This is a genomic window from Actinacidiphila oryziradicis (genome assembly GCF_005047355.1).
GTDB classification, from domain to species: Bacteria; Actinomycetota; Actinomycetes; order Streptomycetales; family Streptomycetaceae; genus Actinacidiphila; species Actinacidiphila oryziradicis.
Genome location: NZ_SUMC01000052.1, coordinates 43,049 through 58,109, shown reverse-complemented (window position 1 = coordinate 58,109; position 15,061 = coordinate 43,049). Strand labels below are relative to the sequence as shown.

The following is a 15,061-nucleotide window of genomic DNA, read 5'->3' as shown; positions in this document are numbered from 1 at the left end:
GCCAAACCCTTCACCTGGACCGCGACCGCCGACGAGATCCTCGCCAAGGTCCGACTCGTCCAGACCAACATCAAGAAACTCGTCGACAACAACGCGAAGTGACACAAACAGGATCACGAGACACTAGCCATGAGACCTCCACGTCATGAAGAACACCGGCTCGTAACGATATCTCCAACGCACCTGGGCTGGAACAAAGTTGGGCCGCCGACTCGCGGCTGTGTGGCCAACAGTGCCCGGCATCCCCAGGCCATGCGCCAGCATCCAGGGGTCCGGGCCCGGCGACGATGATTCGGGGCATGAGTGATACGTGGGGGCCGTGATCGCGGCCCGGATCGGCACACGCACCCGGCGTACGCGCCTCTCCGGTCGGCCTCTGTAGGTTTTTCTCGATATGACCATCTATTTCATGCTTTGCTACGTATCTTGATTAGTTAGTTGCTCTCCAGGAAGGAGAAAGATCATGGGACTCTTCGACAGCGTGGTGCCTGCAAGGCGTGGCGACCGCGGCGGCGGATGGGGATGCCGGCCCACACGGCCCACACGGCCCACACGGCCCACACGGCCGACACGGCCCTCACGGCCCGGACGGCCCTGGGGCGGCGGCGGACGCGACGGCTGGTGAGCCGTAAGGACGTGGCGGATGCCAGGCCAGGCCGCACCCGCATCACTCGTCTTCCAAAGTGGGGCTGCCCCTGTCGGCAGTACGCGCAACAGCGCCCTCCGACGGGCCGTGTTGGGGCCGCGGGAGGGCGCTCTGCGCTGACCAACGATGACAACGACTGACGGCTCAGGCGCAGGTCATAGGCAGGGCCGTTGGTCGGGCCGCAGCTCAGGCAACTGCCTGATCAGTAGACCGGCAAGTCAGGCCGCAAGCAGGCAGCGATCCGGCGCAGCGTCGCCTGCGGGCCGTGGCGGGCGATGTGGCGGGCGAACGGGAACGGCACGTCGTCGTCGGACTCGCCGATGATGGCTTCGCTCACCTCGGACTGCACGGTGCCCAATGCGTCACCGTCGCCGAACGGCCCGGTCACTACGCAATGCCCGTCTTTCGCGAACGTGGCATCACGGGCCGCCTCGGCGTCTCGCTGCGCCGCATCCAAGACGGTGGCGAGATAGGCAAGCGGGTCCGTCACTATGGGCCATACGTGGGCCAGCAAGGCCTCACCGACAGCTGAGGGAGGCTCCCTCGCAGGTCAGAGCGCCGCACTCTCTGGAAGCGCGGCGCTCTTGAAAGCCGTTCCGCCGCATCACAGGGGTGGCGGACCCGGTCAGCCGCGGATCGCCGCAACCAGCGCGACGATCACATCTGCCACAGCGCCCATAGCAAGCAGTTCTGCACCAACCGACCAGGTGAAACGCCGCTCAAGTCTCGCGGAGCCGGGGGATGGTCCACGGCTCCCAGCGGCCTGGACGTGAGCCCGCATGGCATCGAAGCAGACAGCGGAGAAGTCGTAGAACGCGTCCCACAGGGACTTTTCGAACCACAGGAAATCGACCTTTTCCCCTGCGTGGGTCTCCAGGACGAGACCACCGCGCCATGCGCCATGATGCAATCGCTTCACAGAGGCGCAGGGCACAACAATGTGCCGCCACACACCGAAGCGCACGATCTCTCCGGGTTGCAGCACCACTCTGATGGATCGCGTCCCGCCAGATGGTGTAGCCGATCAAGTACTCGGAATGCGCAGGTCATCGCCGCATTGACGCGGTTCAGGGCCGCCAATGGCGCTGACGGCAGGTCAGCCGCGCGCGACGCGAGAGCCGTGGCCCATGGGATGGCCGACACGTGGCTTACCGGAACGCGTCGAGCAAGGTCGCTTACACCACGAGGCGGGACACGACCCTCTGATGAGCGAGCACCGCCAGATCAGAGACGCACCTGCGAGTGTCCCCGCACCAAGCAGGGCGCTGTGCCAGCGCACAGGATCAACCGACGAGCCCAACGCGATGCCGAGGGCCGCACCGGCAGCGAGACATGCCAACACCCGCAGTAGACCGACACGTAGCCAGCGTGCGAGCTTGATCTGTCCCCGGCGATTCGGCCGGTAGTGCCGTATTCGCTGCACCAGTGGAGTGCCGGGCCCGTACCAGGCACCCAGGCCCGACTCCCACAGCCCACCCGTCATGCCCGCGACGATACCGCCAAAGGAAACGACGCCTAAGGCCGGCTGCGCACGAGGGGCACGCGCCTCAGTCTCATCCGCAGTCTCGTCCGCCGATGTTCAGGACCGTTCAGGGGGACACACCAGATCGACCCGACCAGGATTCTGAACTGTGCTGAACCGCCCTGAACCACGACGTGCAGAGTTGGAAAGCGTGTTGGGGACTGCCCTCACCGGCCGTCCCAGCTCCGCACTCACGTCATCCAGGGCCACGCCGCCCGTGCCCGATGCGTGCCCGATCGAGCGGTAAACCGCGGTCAAACACGGTGCTCAACGAACCACATCAGGGTCCCGAGCAGCGAGCGTTTCCGCAGATCAGCCCACTTATGGCGGGTCTAGTGCTCTGTGATTCCCAAGCTCAGGGCCCGTTGGGCACGGGTATGGAGAGGCTTCAGTACATGATGACTCTCCAGCGCTCGACCCACAGCAGCCACTCACCACACGTACCGCCCGTGCCGCGCACCTGGACGCGGTCACCTTCCACCTGCCAGACGGTGCCGTAGAGCGTGGTGTCGGGGAGGTCCACCCTGACGACGTCATAGATCTCCAGGTCGTCCCCGACCGGTCGAGACCACGCATTCGCACAGTGGTCGCAGACGTAGCCGACCGCATCGCGTCCCCCAACAGACATCGGCTTGCCCAGACGCACCGCCTCGACGAAGCACCGAGGGCACGGGTCGGCAGTGTGCGCGCCTACTGATCGGGACATCTTCCGATCCTGCTGTACAGCAGCGGAGTACAGCAACTACGCCGACCACAGGTGACCGTCACCAACCTCAGACGACCGGCTGACCAGCCCAGCAGACCTTGGCGACCGTCCCGCCCGTAGTTCGCATCGTGGTGGTATCGCTCCGCGTGGGCAGCGCGGCTGTCGAGCCCGACCGTGACCGGCGCGGAACGTCACGTGCCCCGGCCCCGCAGCAGACCGGCGTGAGTAGGGGTTCACCGTGGTGGCGTGCGGGGCCGAGGGTCCAGCTGCCGGTAGGGGGACCTCCGAACCTGGGCAGCTGGGGACTGGGGGACGGAGCTCAGGCCGCTGAGGCGTCCGGGAGCTCGGTGGTGCCGGCGGCGGACGCCATCTCGGCGGTGAGGCCGGTAGCCAAGGCTTCGGCGAGGAGTTGGATCGCTTCGGGGCGGACGGGACCCAGGCAGACGAGGCCGTCGCCGAAGACGCTTACGTCGGCTTTGAGGCCGAGGAAGTCGGGTTCGAAGCCGAGGACGCGGAGTTGGGCGGCGAGGGTGTCGGCGGCGCGTTTGGCGGTGGCCCAGCCGCGTACGTAGGGCACGGCGGGGGCGAGGCCTTCGGCACGCTGGGCGGTTACGCGGCGGGGGTCCATGGGGCGGGCACTCCTCTGGGGTGGGTCAATCCGTTGCCGGGCCGCAGGTGCTCTCGGTGGCCCCGCGGTCGTGCTGGCTCTGCAACGAGAGGCGAAGCAGTTCCGCCATCCGTTCGGCCGTCTCGGGCGAGACGCGGCCGAGTTCGATGAGGCCTTGGCCGAAAGCGTTGAGTTCGGCGCGGAGGTAGGGGAAATCGCGGGCCATGCCGGCGGCGGTGAGGACATCGCGGAGGGCGGTGGTGGCGTTGCGGGCGGCGTACCACTCGTCGGTGTCGATGGGCGACCAGCGGGCGCCGTCCGCGTCAGTGTTCATGACTGGCGGCCTTGGGGAGTGGGTCCACGGCTGCGGCCGAGCAGTCCTCGTCGTACTTGTCGACCCTCTCGATGAGGGCGGCGGCTGCGACGAGCATCACGGCCAGGCCGGCGGCGCGGAGGTGGTGGCCCGTCAGGGGCCGGGCGGGGGCGCGGAGCCACTGGTAGCGGTCGCTGGACAGGGGCATGGGGCCTGGGGCGACGACGACTGAGCCCTCGTCCAGGTAGGTGTGATGGGGCGGGTCGGCCGTCTCGGCGTCGAGGTAGTTGGTGAAGCGCCGCCGGAGCTCGGGTTCGAGGAAAAAGCTGATCTTCTTGGCGGCCTGGTCGACGGCGACCGGGCCGAGCGGCATGTCGTGCCGGAGGAGTTGGTCGAAGGTCTCCATACCGAGGCGCTGGCCGACCACCACGACGTCGAAGAGGCGGCCGGTCGGCAGCGCGTACGGGTGTCGGGGATCCGACGCCCACTGAGACCGGCACTTGTCTGGGTTGTCGGCGGCGCTGGAGAGCCACTCGATGCCTCGCCGCGTCATCGTCTGCACGTCATCTCACCCCGGTAGGTCGTTTCCGGCGGCCGATCGTCGCCGGGTGACCAGACTCGCCCGCAGGGCCCTGAGCTGGGCAGATGACGAGAGGTGATGGGGGATGACGAGTCCAGTCCAACCGCGTCATCCCCCGTCACCGGACAGGACCGGTCTACGATCCTCAACTACCGCCGACAAGGCGGCCCTTGCGGCCGTACATTCGTAAGAAAGGGAGAGGTCAACGTGGAGCAGCCCGGCGCAGCCCTTCTCCGCGAAGCCCGCAAGACCCGGGGGTGGAGCCAGCCTCGATTGGTCAACGTGCTGCGCGGTATCGCCGCCCGCCACGGACACCAGTTGCCGGCGGACCCGAGCGTGAAGCGCCGGATCGCGAGCTGGGAGAACGGGCACAGCGATCCGGACGACTTCTATGGGCCGCTGTTGTGTGAGGCGTTCGGGCTCAGCGCGGCAGAGCTCGGGCTGAGCCACTTCAGGGGGCAGGACGCCGCGCTGCTGGACGCCGGTTATCCGGCGAGTCCGGAGGCTGCTATTACTGCAGTTGACCGTCTGTGGCGGGCTGACCTCAACGGGTACGAGCCGTTGATCACGGCCGAGCCGTCCGAGCCCGCGTGGAATGAGGCGTCGCTGCGTTGGCTTGTCGCTCCGGAGCCGTCGTTTCCGGATACTGCGAATGCCAGGGGTCCGCGTGTCGGCTTGGCCGACGTGGCAACGGTGAAGTCCACCAGCGACATGTTCGCCCAGCTCGACGACCGGTTCGGCGGGGACCACGCCCGGCACTCAGTGATCCAGTACCTCAGCCGTGATGTGGCTCCGCTGCTCAGCGGGCAATACACGGAGGCTGTTGGGCGCGTGCTGTTCTCGACCGTCGCGGAATCGACGCTGCTTGCCGGGTGGATGTCGTACGACTCCTGCCATCACGGGCTGGCTCAGAGGTACTTCCTCCAGGCTCTTCGCCTCGCCCAGGACGCCAACGACCGCCGCCTTGCCGGAAGCATCCTCTCCGCGATGAGCCACCAGGCAACCTTCCTCGGCCACTACACCGAGGCCGCGACCCTCGCCCGCGCCGCGCTCATGGGCATCTCCGATGTGGCCACCCCGACGCTGCGGGCTCAGTTCCACGCTATGGAGGCGCGCGCCCTGGCGCGTACAGGCGACATCCGCGCGTGCGAACGCGCCCTGGCGGAGGCTGCCAAGGCGTTGGACAGCCGCAACAGCGACGACGAGCCGGAGTGGATTTCCTACTTCGATGAAGCCGAGCTGGCGGCCGAGGCCGCGCACTGCTTCCGAGACGTGAACCTCGCCCGCCAGGCCGTCGCGCACGCGGAGAACGCCATGAGCGGCAGCCACGTCCGCAGTGACTTCTTCGCGACCATGGTCCTCGCCGACGCGCACCTTCGGGCCGATGGACCTACGGAGGCGTGCCGCGTCGCGCTGGACGCGCTGGACCTTGGCGAACAGCTCAAGTCCGCACGCTGCGTGGCGTACCTCGCCGAGTTCCGCCAGCATCTTGCGCATTTCCGTGACGCCGATCCCGTACGAGACTTCTGCGAACAAGCTGCGGAACACCGGCTCTGGATCGCAACCGCTGAGAACACGGCTGTGTGAAGGCCGCCGAGGAGGCTCATGGCTTGCCTCGATCCGCAACGGGGAAGGGCGCCGTTCGTAAGGGTGCCGTCTACCCCTGAACGTCTCTACACGACAATGTTGGACCAGCGCAGGGGGGACGAATGGCGTTCTGGGATCAGCTACCAGCCTTGATTGGTGTCGTAGTCGGAGCCGTCGGCTCGTACGCAGCGGCAAGCGTCACAGAGCGGACCCGCTGGCGACGTGCCAGGGCTGAAGCGTGGGAGGAGAAGAGGTTCCTTACCTACGCTGGCTACGCGAATACCCTTAAAGCCCAGATACGCATCGCACAACGCCTCGGCGCCACACGGGGTTTCGCCAACGTTGCAGATCCTCTGGAACTGGGCGAAGGCATGGGGCTGCTTGCCGAGGCCGAGTCTCGCCGTGCGGCCGAGTGGGAATCTGTTCTGCTCATCGGGGATGCTGAGACGGTTGCAGCGGCGCGGGCGTGGCATGAGGCCGTCTGGAATGTCGAACTGTACGCGCGGGGTCTGAGGAACGACCCTGCCGGATGGGAGCGCGCAGAACGGCGGATGGGCCAGGCGCGTGACACTTTCTACATGTGCGCACGCCGTGATCTCGGAATCCCAGGGCCGCTTCCAACGTCGGGGAACTGGCCGCGCGCCTGGCAGCAGGACAGCCTCAGCTAGATCGAGCCCCCGGGCGTCCAGGCCCGGGACGTCGGTGCGGCAAGCTCGGCAAGCTCGGCCAGGTGGTGCAGCGAGTTGGTGAGATGCTCAGGGCCGAACGGCGGGAACTGGATGCCGCGATCCCGGATGAACTGCGGCACCGCCGACCAGTCGTAGGTGAGCGTGACCTCAGTCTCGGACGGACCGAGCGGCGCAAGGTCGTAATGCCAGATCCAGCCGCCGAACTCCAGGTGACCGTCGCCCTTCTCCTGCCCCGTCAGCCAGCCAATGGCGCGCGGCGGGTCGAGCACCTGGACCTTGTTGACCACCTGGTAGTCACCGTTTGGATGGTTGGCGTGGTACATGTCCATCCGGAAAATCTGCCCCACCTCGGTCAGCGGCGCCCGGTCGACAGATTCCTGAACCCAGCCGGTGCCATCGATCGCAGAATGGGTCGTCGGGTCCGCCAGCACCGCGAACACCCTCGCGGCGGGCACGGCGACAGTCAGGGTGGCGCTCACGTTCTCCTGGTCCACGGTGTGCACGCTCCTTGTCATCTCATCTCTGGCCTCCCGCAGGCGCGGAAGGGGGACGTTCCCAACATGCAGACGACGCGGCGAGGCGGAACTCATCGGTCGTGTGGGCGGAACCCGCACCCGTGCCACCAATGGCGGGCTTGTAAGGGTCAAGTTTCGAGGGCCTGGGAGGCAGCTTCTTCCGCGGCTCAGGCTACGCCGACGACTGCAGTACCGGCCGGAGTTACTCGCCGGACTTCTCGCGAAGACCGGACTCGACCCACAGCCGCCGTAACACCCGCAGAGAGAACTCTCTAGACGCCTGCAAAGGCGAAGCTCAGAACGGGCGCCAGTCCTTGCGGCCGCCGCCAGCCTTGATGGCCTTGACGCGCCGGGTGAACTCCTCGGCGGCCTTGGGGTTGGTGAGGGACTGCTGGCCCATCCACAGCGTCATCATCAGCTCGCGCAGGTCGGCGAGGACGGGGTAGCCGGGCCAGTTCATGATGTCGAAGCCATAGTGGTGGACGAACCCCTCGTACTGGGTGCGGGAGTGCCAGCCGTAGCGGTCGTAGTAGATCGCGGTGAGGATGAGATCCCATTCGCGGTGAGCCAGCGAGAAGCCGTCGAGGTCAATGAGGATGGCTTGGCCCGTATGGTCCCGCAGGACGTTGCCGACGTTGGCGTCGCCGTGGATCGCGCCGAAGGGCAGGACGAAGTCCAGCTTGTCGTAGTCCTTGTGGAGACGGCCGGCACGCTCGTCCAGGAACGTCCAGTCGTCCGCCGGGATCGTGCCGTTCAGCTCGGCGAGGGAGGCGCGCAGCTTCGGGAACGGTTCGAAGTACGGGAGCCCGAGGGAGTGTGGCTCCTCAAGCCAGTGCAGGCGCCGCAGCAGGTCCGCCAGCTCATTCAGGCTCGCGTACTCCTCGCTCTCCTGGGCGCTCTCCCAGAACGTGACGACCCTGCCCCCGACTGTGAGCGGCTGCTCGACACCGGGCAGGACGCGCGTGGCAGGGAAGTCCTGTTCCGCCAGCCAGCGGGCGACGCGAACGGCGCGGTCCATCTCGGCCAGGCCGTCGCGGTCGCGGGCGATGCGGACGATCACCGGGGCCGTGTGCAGCCGGTAGACCGCGTTCGAGCCGAGTCTCAGCAGCTCGGCGCCGGACGGGTCCAGCCCCGCTGTCCGGCAGGCTTCGCGGAGCACCGTCCCTGCGCCCTCCGCAGTGAATGCCGCCGCTTCGGTTGGGGTGTCTCCGTCGCCCGAGATCATGTGCGCGACGCTACCGCCCGGCTCGGCGCGGCCACTAGAGGGGGTCCAGCCCTGCCCTGTTGACCTGCACATACGGGGCCGTTCCCGGGCCGTCTGTGGGCCGTCCGGGGTGGGCCAAGGGTGACCGGCAACGACCAATGATGACCGCTACGGCGGGTCGTTGCCCCACGGCCCAAAGGCGCAAAGCCCCAGCTAGATCCAGGTGTCCAGCCACATTCGGGCGCGCCAGGAGGAGTACGGGATCGTCATGCCCGTGTAGAGCGGGAAGAAGTAGATGAAGTTCCAGACGATGAGCAGGACGAGGGTGCCGGCGCCCACCGCGCCCCACATGCGGCGGCGTTCGGTGGCTTGGCGGGGGCCGAGTATGGCGCCGAGCATCATGGCGAGGGCGAGGCAGAGGAAGGGGAGGAAGACGACGGCGTAGAAGAGGAAGATCGTGCGCTGCTGGTACATGAACCAGGGGAGGTAGCCGGCGGCGACTCCGCAGAGGATCGCTCCGGCGCGCCAGTCGCGGCGGAAGATCCAGCGGTAGAGGGCGTAGAGGAGCGCGAAGCAGGCGGACCACCAGAGGAGGGGGGTGCCGATGCCGAGGACTTCGCGGGCGCAGCCGGCGGCGGCGGTGCAGCCGTTCTGGCCGAGTTTGGGGGACTCGTAGAAGTAGGAGACGGGGCGGCCGAGGACGAGCCAGCTCCAGGGGTTGGACTGGTAGGTGTGGGGTGAGACCAGGTTGACGTGGAAGTCGTAGACCTGGGACTCGTAGTGCCAGAGGCTGCGGAGGGCGGCGGGGACCCAGGTCATGTTGATCTGCGGCAGCGGGATGCCGAGGATGTGGTCCGGGGAGAGGCCCTGGCGGTGGGCGGCCCAGTCGCGGTCGTAGCCCTTCTTGGTGAGGAACCAGCCGGTCCAGCTGAGCAGGTAGGTGGCGATGGCGACGGGGACGAGGGCCAGGAAGGACCAGCCCGCGTCCTTGCGCAGCGCGGTGCGGTGGGGGTGCCTGGCGCCGGCGGTGCGGCGGGCGCCGGCGTCCCAGAGGACGGTCATCACCAGGAAGGCCAGCAGGATGTAGAGGCCGTTCCATTTGGTGGCGGTGGCGAGGCCGAGGAAGACGCCGGCGGCGATGCGCCAGGGACGGGCGCCGAGGCCGGCGTGGGTGTCGGGGAGGGCGGCGGCGAGGCGGGCGCGGGCCTTGTCGCGGTCTATGAGGAGGGCGCCGAAGGCGGCGAGCACCCAGAACATGACGACGAGGTCGAGGAGGGCGGTGCGGCTCATGACAAATTGCAGTCCGTCGACCGTCATGAGTCCGCCGGCGAGGCAGCCGAGGGCGGTGGAGCGGAAGAGGCGGCGGCCGATGCGGCAGAGCATGAGGACGGAGAGGGTGCCGAGGACGGCGACCATGAAGCGCCAGCCGAAGGGGTTGAGCCCGAACAGCCATTCACCGATGCCGATCATCCATTTGCCGACCGGCGGGTGCACCACATAGGAGGGGTCGGAGGAGAGCGGGATCGTCTGGTGGGGGGCGAGGATCGCGTTGTTGGCCTTGTCGGTCCAGGTGCCCTCGTAGCCGTACTGGAGAAGCGACCAGGCGTCCTTGGCGTAGTACGTCTCGTCGAATATCACCGCGTTCGGGCTCTTGAGGTTCCAGAAGCGCAGCAGCCCGGCGACGAGGGCCACGAGCAGCGGGCCGCCCCAGCCTGACCAGCGGACCAGCCGGTCCGCTGTGCCCGGTCCCAGGCCGAGGGCGGCCCACAGGCGGGTGCCGGGCTCAGGGAAGGGTGCGATCAGGCGTTCGGCCGTGGTGGCGCGCGGCCGGTCTGCGTAGCCGAAGCGGCGCAGCCGCCGCTGCCACGGGGTCGGCTCCGCCTCGGGGGCGGGGGCGTCATTCCGTTGGGCGTGCGCCTGCGCTTGCGTCGCGGTGTCACTCGTCACCGGGCCATCGTAGAGACACCGGATGAGCAATCGGTAAGGAGCGGCGTGTTTGCCTGCACGTTGCCCGCACCTTGCGGCTTTCGGGCGGGCGGGAGGCGGGGTGGGAGGATGTCTGGGTGAAAGGCGTACTGGTATTGGCAGGAACACCCATCGGCGACATCACGGACGCCCCGGCGCGGCTGGGGACGGAGCTGGTGGCGGCGGATGTGATCGCTGCGGAGGACACGCGGCGGCTGCGGCGGCTGACGCAGGGGCTGGGGGTGCAGCCGGCGGGCAGGGTGGTGTCGTATTTCGAGGGGAACGAGTCGGCGCGGACGCCGGAGCTGGTGGACGCGCTGGTGGGCGGGGCGCGGGTGCTGCTGGTGACGGATGCGGGGATGCCGTCGGTGTCGGATCCGGGGTACCGGCTGGTGGCGGCGGCGGTGGAGCGCGGGATCAGGGTGACGGCGGTGCCGGGGCCGTCGGCGGTGCTGACGGCGCTGGCGTTGTCGGGTCTGCCGGTGGACCGGTTCTGCTTCGAGGGTTTCCTGCCCCGGAAGGCGGGCGAGCGGCGGTCGCGGCTGGCTGAGGTGGCCGGGGAGCGGCGGACGCTGGTGTATTTCGAGGCGCCGCACCGGTTGGACGACACGCTGGCGGCGATGGCGGAGGTCTTCGGGGCGGAGCGGCGGGCGGCGGTGTGCCGGGAGCTGACGAAGACGTACGAGGAAGTGAAGCGCGGCCCGCTGAAGGAGCTGGCGGCGTGGGCGGCGGAGGGCGGCGTACGGGGCGAGATCACGATCGTCGTGGAAGGGGCCCCGGAGCCGGGGCCGGCGGATCTGACGCCTGGGGAGCTGGCTGGTCTGGTCGCGGAGCGGGAGGCGGCGGGGGAGCACCGTAAGGAGGCGATCGCGGCGGTCGCGGCGGCGGTGGGGCTTCCGAAGCGGGAGGTCTTCGACGCGGTGGTGGCCGCGAAACGGGGCGCTGCGGCGCAAGGCTAAACACCGGGGTGAACCACCGGGCTGAACCACCGGGGTGAACCGGCCGGCGTGGGCCTGGGCAGGCTGTGGGTATGGCTAAACACAGAGTGCGGCAAAAGTCCTATCGTAGGAGAAAGGTATCTTCTCAACATACGGCCTAAAAGTGACCCAAGAGTACGGAACCCCCTTTGCGCGACTGCCGCGAAAGGCGTTCGCTGGTACGGGAAGTCCCGCTCCGGACGGGGTGTCCGGAGGGCAACAGGAGCTGCGATGAGCGAGACCGTCGGCACCGAGGGCATAGTCCGCGAGGCGTACGCCTTCGCCTGCATGAACTGCGGGTACGGCTGGGAGCAGTCGTACGACATCGAACACCACGTCGATGTGAAGGGGAAGCCCTTCGTGACCTACACGACCGAGGACGGACACCACGCCCCCTCCCCGCTGACCCGTCCGAGCTGCCTGAACTGTGACGGCCACCGGGTGCGCATCATGCGGTCCGGCCAGGTGTCGGAAGTGGCCTCCACATGGGTGAGCGGAAGCAGCGAACGCGTGGTGCACCGCACGCACGACTGGCATCTGCTGCATCTGCTGCACCGCAAGGGTTCGCGGCCGCAGGGGCCGCAGGGGCCGCACGGGTCGTAGTCGCGGGGGTTCGTAAACTCGGGGCATGCCGTCGAAGAGCACCGAAGCCCCGCCCCTGCCCGAGCCGCTCGCCGTCCCCGTAGCGGACTCGCACACCCATCTGGACATGCAGGAGGGCACCGTCCAGGCGGCCGTGGCCAAGGCCGCCTCGGTCGGTGTGACGACCCTGGTCCAGGTCGGCTGCGACCTGGACGGATCCCGCTGGGCGGCCGATACCGCCGAGCGGTACGAGAACATCTGGGCCACCGTCGCCCTGCACCCGAACGAGGCTCCCCGGATCGTCCACGGCGACCCCGACGGCCGGTCGCGGCAAGGGGCCCGGCAGCCCGGCGGGCAGGCCGCCCTGGACGCGGCGCTCGACGCGATCGACGCCCTCGCCGCACTGCCCCAGGTGCGCGGCGTCGGCGAGACGGGGCTCGACTACTTCCGTACGGGGCCGGAGGGCGTCGAGGCCCAGCAGTACTCCTTCCGCCGGCACCTCGACATGGCCAAACGGCACGACAAGGCCCTGGTCATCCACGACCGCGAGGCCCACGCCGATGTGCTGCGGATACTCGACGAGGAGGGCGCGCCGGACACCGTGGTCTTCCACTGCTACTCCGGCGACGCCGGCATGGCCAAGCTCTGCGCGGACAAGGGCTACTACATGTCCTTCGCCGGCAACGTGACGTACAAGTCGGCGCAGGATCTGCGCGACGCGGTCGGGGTCGCCCCGCTGGAACTGCTGCTGGTCGAGACCGACGCACCGTTCCTCACGCCGGTGCCGTACCGAGGACGGCCCAACGCGCCGTACCTCGTTCCGGTCACCCTGCGCGCGATGGCGGCGGCCAAGGGCGTTACGGAGGACCGGCTCGCGGCGGCGATCGGGGCCAACACGGCCCGGGCGTTCGGATACTGAGTGGCCGCTGGACTTCCGAGCAACTTCCGAGCAACCTCCACCGATGACGCAACGTGTTCATCCGACTTTGGAGCGTGACGAAAACTCCGCTATGGTCCCGGTTCCGAATCGGGTCGTAATCGGCCGTACGGCGTGCCGGACGTACTGGAGTCGTCGTGAATCATTCGCAGCGCAGTCATCGCGGAGTGCGCGGAGGGCAGGCCGCCAGGAAGGCGGAGAGGCCTGACGCCCTGCGTCAGTTGCTCCCCCGCGCGCTGGTCCTGGCGTTCCTGGCCGGCGGAACGTCCGCCTTCCTGGCCAACGACAAGGCCGTCAGGCTGAGCGTCGACGGCGAGCCGCGCAACCTGCACACCTTCGCCAACGACGTCGAGGAACTGCTTCGCCTGCAAGGAGTCCGGACCGGCAGCCACGACATCGTCGCCCCCGGCCGGAACGCCGGACTGCGCAATGGCGACGAGGTCGCCGTCCGCCACGGACGCCCGGTCTCCCTCACCCTCGACGGCCGCCGACGCCGGGTCTGGACCACCGCCCGCACCGTCGACGAGGCGCTGCGCCAGCTCGGCGTGCGCGCCGACGGGGCGTATCTGTCGACCTCGCGCGGCTCGGAGATCGGCCGGAGCGGCCTCGATCTCGACGTACGCACCGAGCGGACCCTCACCTTCCTCATCGACGGCCGGGAGCGCACCGTCACCACCAACGCCGCGACCGTACGCGAAGCCGTCGAGCGGGCCGGGATCGTCCTGCATGGCCAGGACACCACCTCCGTCGACCCCGACAGCTTCCCCCGCGACGGCCAGACGGTGTCGGTACTGCGGATCCGGGGGCGCGAGGAGGTCCACGAGGAGCCGGTCCCGTACGCGATCGTCAGGCACGGGGACGGCAGCCTTTTCCGGGGCACGACAGTCGTCGACGCCCCTGGCCGGCCCGGGCTGCGGCGGGTGACGTACGCGTACCGCACCGTCAACGGCGTCAAGCAGAAGCCGAGAGCGCTCGGCTCCGAGCTGGTGCGCGAGCCCGTCCCCCAGGTGCTGCGGGTCGGTACGAAGCCGCTGCCGGAGTCGGTGGCAGGGGCCGACGGGCTCAACTGGGACGCGCTCGGCCGCTGCGAGGCCGGCGGGCGGCCGGACGCCGTCGACGCCTCCGGGACGTACGGCGGGCTGTACCAGTTCGACGTCGGCACCTGGCATGCCATCGGCGGCAAAGGGCGGCCGCAGGACGCTCCGGCGGAGGAGCAGACGTACCGCGCGAAGAAGCTCTACGTCACCAGGGGGGCGACTCCGTGGCCGGTCTGCGGCCGTAGGCTGTTTCGGTGAGCACCACTGATCGCGACCCTCTCCCCGGCCCGCTCCTCGGCCCCGCCGACATCCGCGAACTCGCCGCCGCGCTCGGGGTACGCCCCACCAAGCAGCGCGGCCAGAACTTCGTCATCGACGCGAACACCGTGCGCCGGATCGTCCGCACCGCGGGGGTCCGCCCGGACGACGTCGTCGTCGAGGTCGGCCCGGGGCTCGGCTCGCTCACCCTCGCCCTGCTGGAGGCCGCCGACCGCGTCACCGCGGTCGAGATCGACGACGTGCTGGCGGCGGCCCTGCCGTCCACCGTCGCCGCCCGCCTGCCGCCCGCCCGCGCGGAGCGGTTCGCGCTGGTGCACTCCGACGCGATGCGGATCGCCGAGCTGCCCGGGCCGCCGCCCACCGCGATGGTCGCCAACCTCCCGTACAACGTCGCGGTCCCCGTGCTGCTGCACATGCTCGCCTCCTTCCCCAGCATCGAGCGCACCCTGGTCATGGTGCAGGCGGAGGTCGCCGACCGGCTCGCCGCCGCTCCAGGCTCGAAGATCTACGGTGTGCCTTCGGTCAAGGCGGCCTGGTACGCCGACGTCAAGCGGGCCGGGGCGATCGGCCGCAACGTCTTCTGGCCCGCACCGAACGTCGACTCCGGCCTGGTCTCGCTGGTGCGGCGGCCCGAGCCGGTGAAGACGACCGCCTCACGCGCCCAGGTCTTCGCCGTCGTCGACGCCGCTTTCGCGCAGCGCCGCAAGACGCTGCGCGCCGCGCTCGCGGGCTGGGCCGGGTCGGCGGCTGCGGCAGAGGCCGCGCTTGTGGCGGCGGGGGTGTCCCCGCAGGCCCGCGGGGAGGCGATCACGGTCGAGGAGTTCGCCGCCATCGCCGAGCACGGGCCCGCCTCCGGCGGGGGTTCCGGCTGACTGCGAGCCGCCCGCCCGGCGGCCGGTTGGGCGGTTCCAGCGC

General features: G+C 69.1%; 15 protein-coding genes. 6 read left to right on the top strand and 9 right to left on the bottom strand.

Features of this window, described 5'->3' with window-relative positions; translation table 11 throughout:
- Positions 1-848 precede the first annotated feature (848 nt).
- The 6 genes from FCI23_RS36040 to FCI23_RS36015 all read right to left on the bottom strand — a co-directional run bounded on the left by FCI23_RS36040 (position 849) and on the right by FCI23_RS36015 (position 4,347).
- Complete coding sequence (locus FCI23_RS36040) at positions 849-1,160, bottom strand: hypothetical protein (protein ID WP_136728390.1); 312 nt, start codon at positions 1,158-1,160, stop codon at positions 849-851.
- A 111-nt stretch (positions 1,161-1,271) separates the two neighbouring features.
- Positions 1,272-1,634, bottom strand: a complete 363-nt coding sequence (locus FCI23_RS36035) for a hypothetical protein (RefSeq protein ID WP_211265591.1) — start codon at positions 1,632-1,634, stop codon at positions 1,272-1,274.
- Positions 1,635-2,556: 922 nt separating this feature from the next.
- Entirely contained in the window at positions 2,557-2,874 is a 318-nt protein-coding gene (locus FCI23_RS36030) for a hypothetical protein (protein WP_211265590.1), read from the bottom strand.
- Between the two features lie 319 nt (positions 2,875-3,193).
- Positions 3,194-3,502, bottom strand: a complete 309-nt coding sequence (locus FCI23_RS36025) for a hypothetical protein (RefSeq protein WP_246144389.1) — start codon at positions 3,500-3,502, stop codon at positions 3,194-3,196.
- A 25-nt stretch (positions 3,503-3,527) separates the two neighbouring features.
- Positions 3,528-3,815 carry a hypothetical protein gene (locus tag FCI23_RS36020; protein ID WP_136728389.1) on the bottom strand — a complete coding sequence of 96 codons (288 nt, stop codon included), beginning with the start codon at positions 3,813-3,815 and terminating at the stop codon, positions 3,528-3,530.
- Complete coding sequence (locus FCI23_RS36015; protein ID WP_136728388.1) at positions 3,805-4,347, bottom strand: bifunctional DNA primase/polymerase; 543 nt, start codon at positions 4,345-4,347, stop codon at positions 3,805-3,807. Before FCI23_RS36015 ends, FCI23_RS36020 begins: the two co-directional genes overlap by 11 nt.
- 363 nt (positions 4,348-4,710) lie before the next feature.
- On the opposite strand from FCI23_RS36015, the gene FCI23_RS36010 reads away from it, so the two are divergent.
- Positions 4,711-5,961 (top strand): hypothetical protein, encoded by a 1,251-nt coding sequence (locus tag FCI23_RS36010; protein ID WP_211265592.1) that lies wholly within the window; start codon positions 4,711-4,713, stop codon positions 5,959-5,961.
- 664 nt (positions 5,962-6,625) lie between these two features.
- On the opposite strand, the gene FCI23_RS36000 is transcribed toward FCI23_RS36010, so the two are convergent.
- From FCI23_RS36000 to FCI23_RS35990, 3 genes are all read right to left on the bottom strand, one after another.
- Entirely contained in the window at positions 6,626-7,144 is a 519-nt protein-coding gene (locus FCI23_RS36000; protein ID WP_211265588.1) for an SRPBCC family protein, read from the bottom strand.
- A gap of 316 nt (positions 7,145-7,460) precedes the next feature.
- Positions 7,461-8,390: a phosphotransferase enzyme family protein gene (locus FCI23_RS35995; protein ID WP_136728384.1), complete on the bottom strand. Its 930-nt coding sequence runs from the start codon at positions 8,388-8,390 to the stop codon at positions 7,461-7,463.
- Positions 8,391-8,582: 192 nt separating this feature from the next.
- Positions 8,583-10,316, bottom strand: coding sequence for a dolichyl-phosphate-mannose--protein mannosyltransferase (locus tag FCI23_RS35990; protein WP_136728383.1), 1,734 nt, complete (start codon positions 10,314-10,316; stop codon positions 8,583-8,585).
- Between the two features lie 116 nt (positions 10,317-10,432).
- Between FCI23_RS35990 and rsmI the strand changes: the two genes are divergently transcribed.
- From rsmI to rsmA, 5 genes are all read left to right on the top strand, one after another.
- Complete coding sequence (gene rsmI, locus FCI23_RS35985; RefSeq protein ID WP_136728382.1) at positions 10,433-11,293, top strand: 16S rRNA (cytidine(1402)-2'-O)-methyltransferase; 861 nt, start codon at positions 10,433-10,435, stop codon at positions 11,291-11,293.
- A gap of 249 nt (positions 11,294-11,542) precedes the next feature.
- Positions 11,543-11,914: a hypothetical protein gene (locus tag FCI23_RS35980; RefSeq protein ID WP_136728381.1), complete on the top strand. Its 372-nt coding sequence runs from the start codon at positions 11,543-11,545 to the stop codon at positions 11,912-11,914.
- A gap of 25 nt (positions 11,915-11,939) precedes the next feature.
- A complete protein-coding gene (locus tag FCI23_RS35975; protein WP_136728380.1) occupies positions 11,940-12,812 on the top strand; it encodes a TatD family hydrolase in 873 nt (290 codons plus the stop codon).
- A gap of 155 nt (positions 12,813-12,967) precedes the next feature.
- On the top strand, positions 12,968-14,125 hold the full coding sequence (locus FCI23_RS35970; protein WP_136728379.1) for a resuscitation-promoting factor: 1,158 nt from the start codon (positions 12,968-12,970) through the stop codon (positions 14,123-14,125).
- Positions 14,122-15,018 (top strand): 16S rRNA (adenine(1518)-N(6)/adenine(1519)-N(6))-dimethyltransferase RsmA, encoded by an 897-nt coding sequence (rsmA, locus tag FCI23_RS35965; RefSeq protein ID WP_136728378.1) that lies wholly within the window; start codon positions 14,122-14,124, stop codon positions 15,016-15,018. Before FCI23_RS35970 ends, rsmA begins: the two co-directional genes overlap by 4 nt.
- Positions 15,019-15,061: the final 43 nt, after the last annotated feature.

Excerpts from the sequence above, each read along its gene's own strand:
- FCI23_RS36030 (WP_211265590.1), bottom strand. The coding sequence starts at position 2,874 with ATGTCCCGATCAGTAGGCGCGCACACTGCCGACCCGTGCCCTCGGTGC.
- FCI23_RS36025 (WP_246144389.1), bottom strand. The coding sequence starts at position 3,502 with ATGGACCCCCGCCGCGTAACCGCCCAGCGTGCCGAAGGCCTCGCCCCC.
- FCI23_RS36020 (WP_136728389.1), bottom strand. The coding sequence starts at position 3,815 with ATGAACACTGACGCGGACGGCGCCCGCTGGTCGCCCATCGACACCGAC.
- FCI23_RS36015 (WP_136728388.1), bottom strand. The coding sequence starts at position 4,347 with ATGACGCGGCGAGGCATCGAGTGGCTCTCCAGCGCCGCCGACAACCCA.
- FCI23_RS35995 (WP_136728384.1), bottom strand. The coding sequence starts at position 8,390 with ATGATCTCGGGCGACGGAGACACCCCAACCGAAGCGGCGGCATTCACT.
- FCI23_RS35980 (WP_136728381.1), top strand. The coding sequence starts at position 11,543 with ATGAGCGAGACCGTCGGCACCGAGGGCATAGTCCGCGAGGCGTACGCC.
- FCI23_RS35975 (WP_136728380.1), top strand. The coding sequence starts at position 11,940 with ATGCCGTCGAAGAGCACCGAAGCCCCGCCCCTGCCCGAGCCGCTCGCC.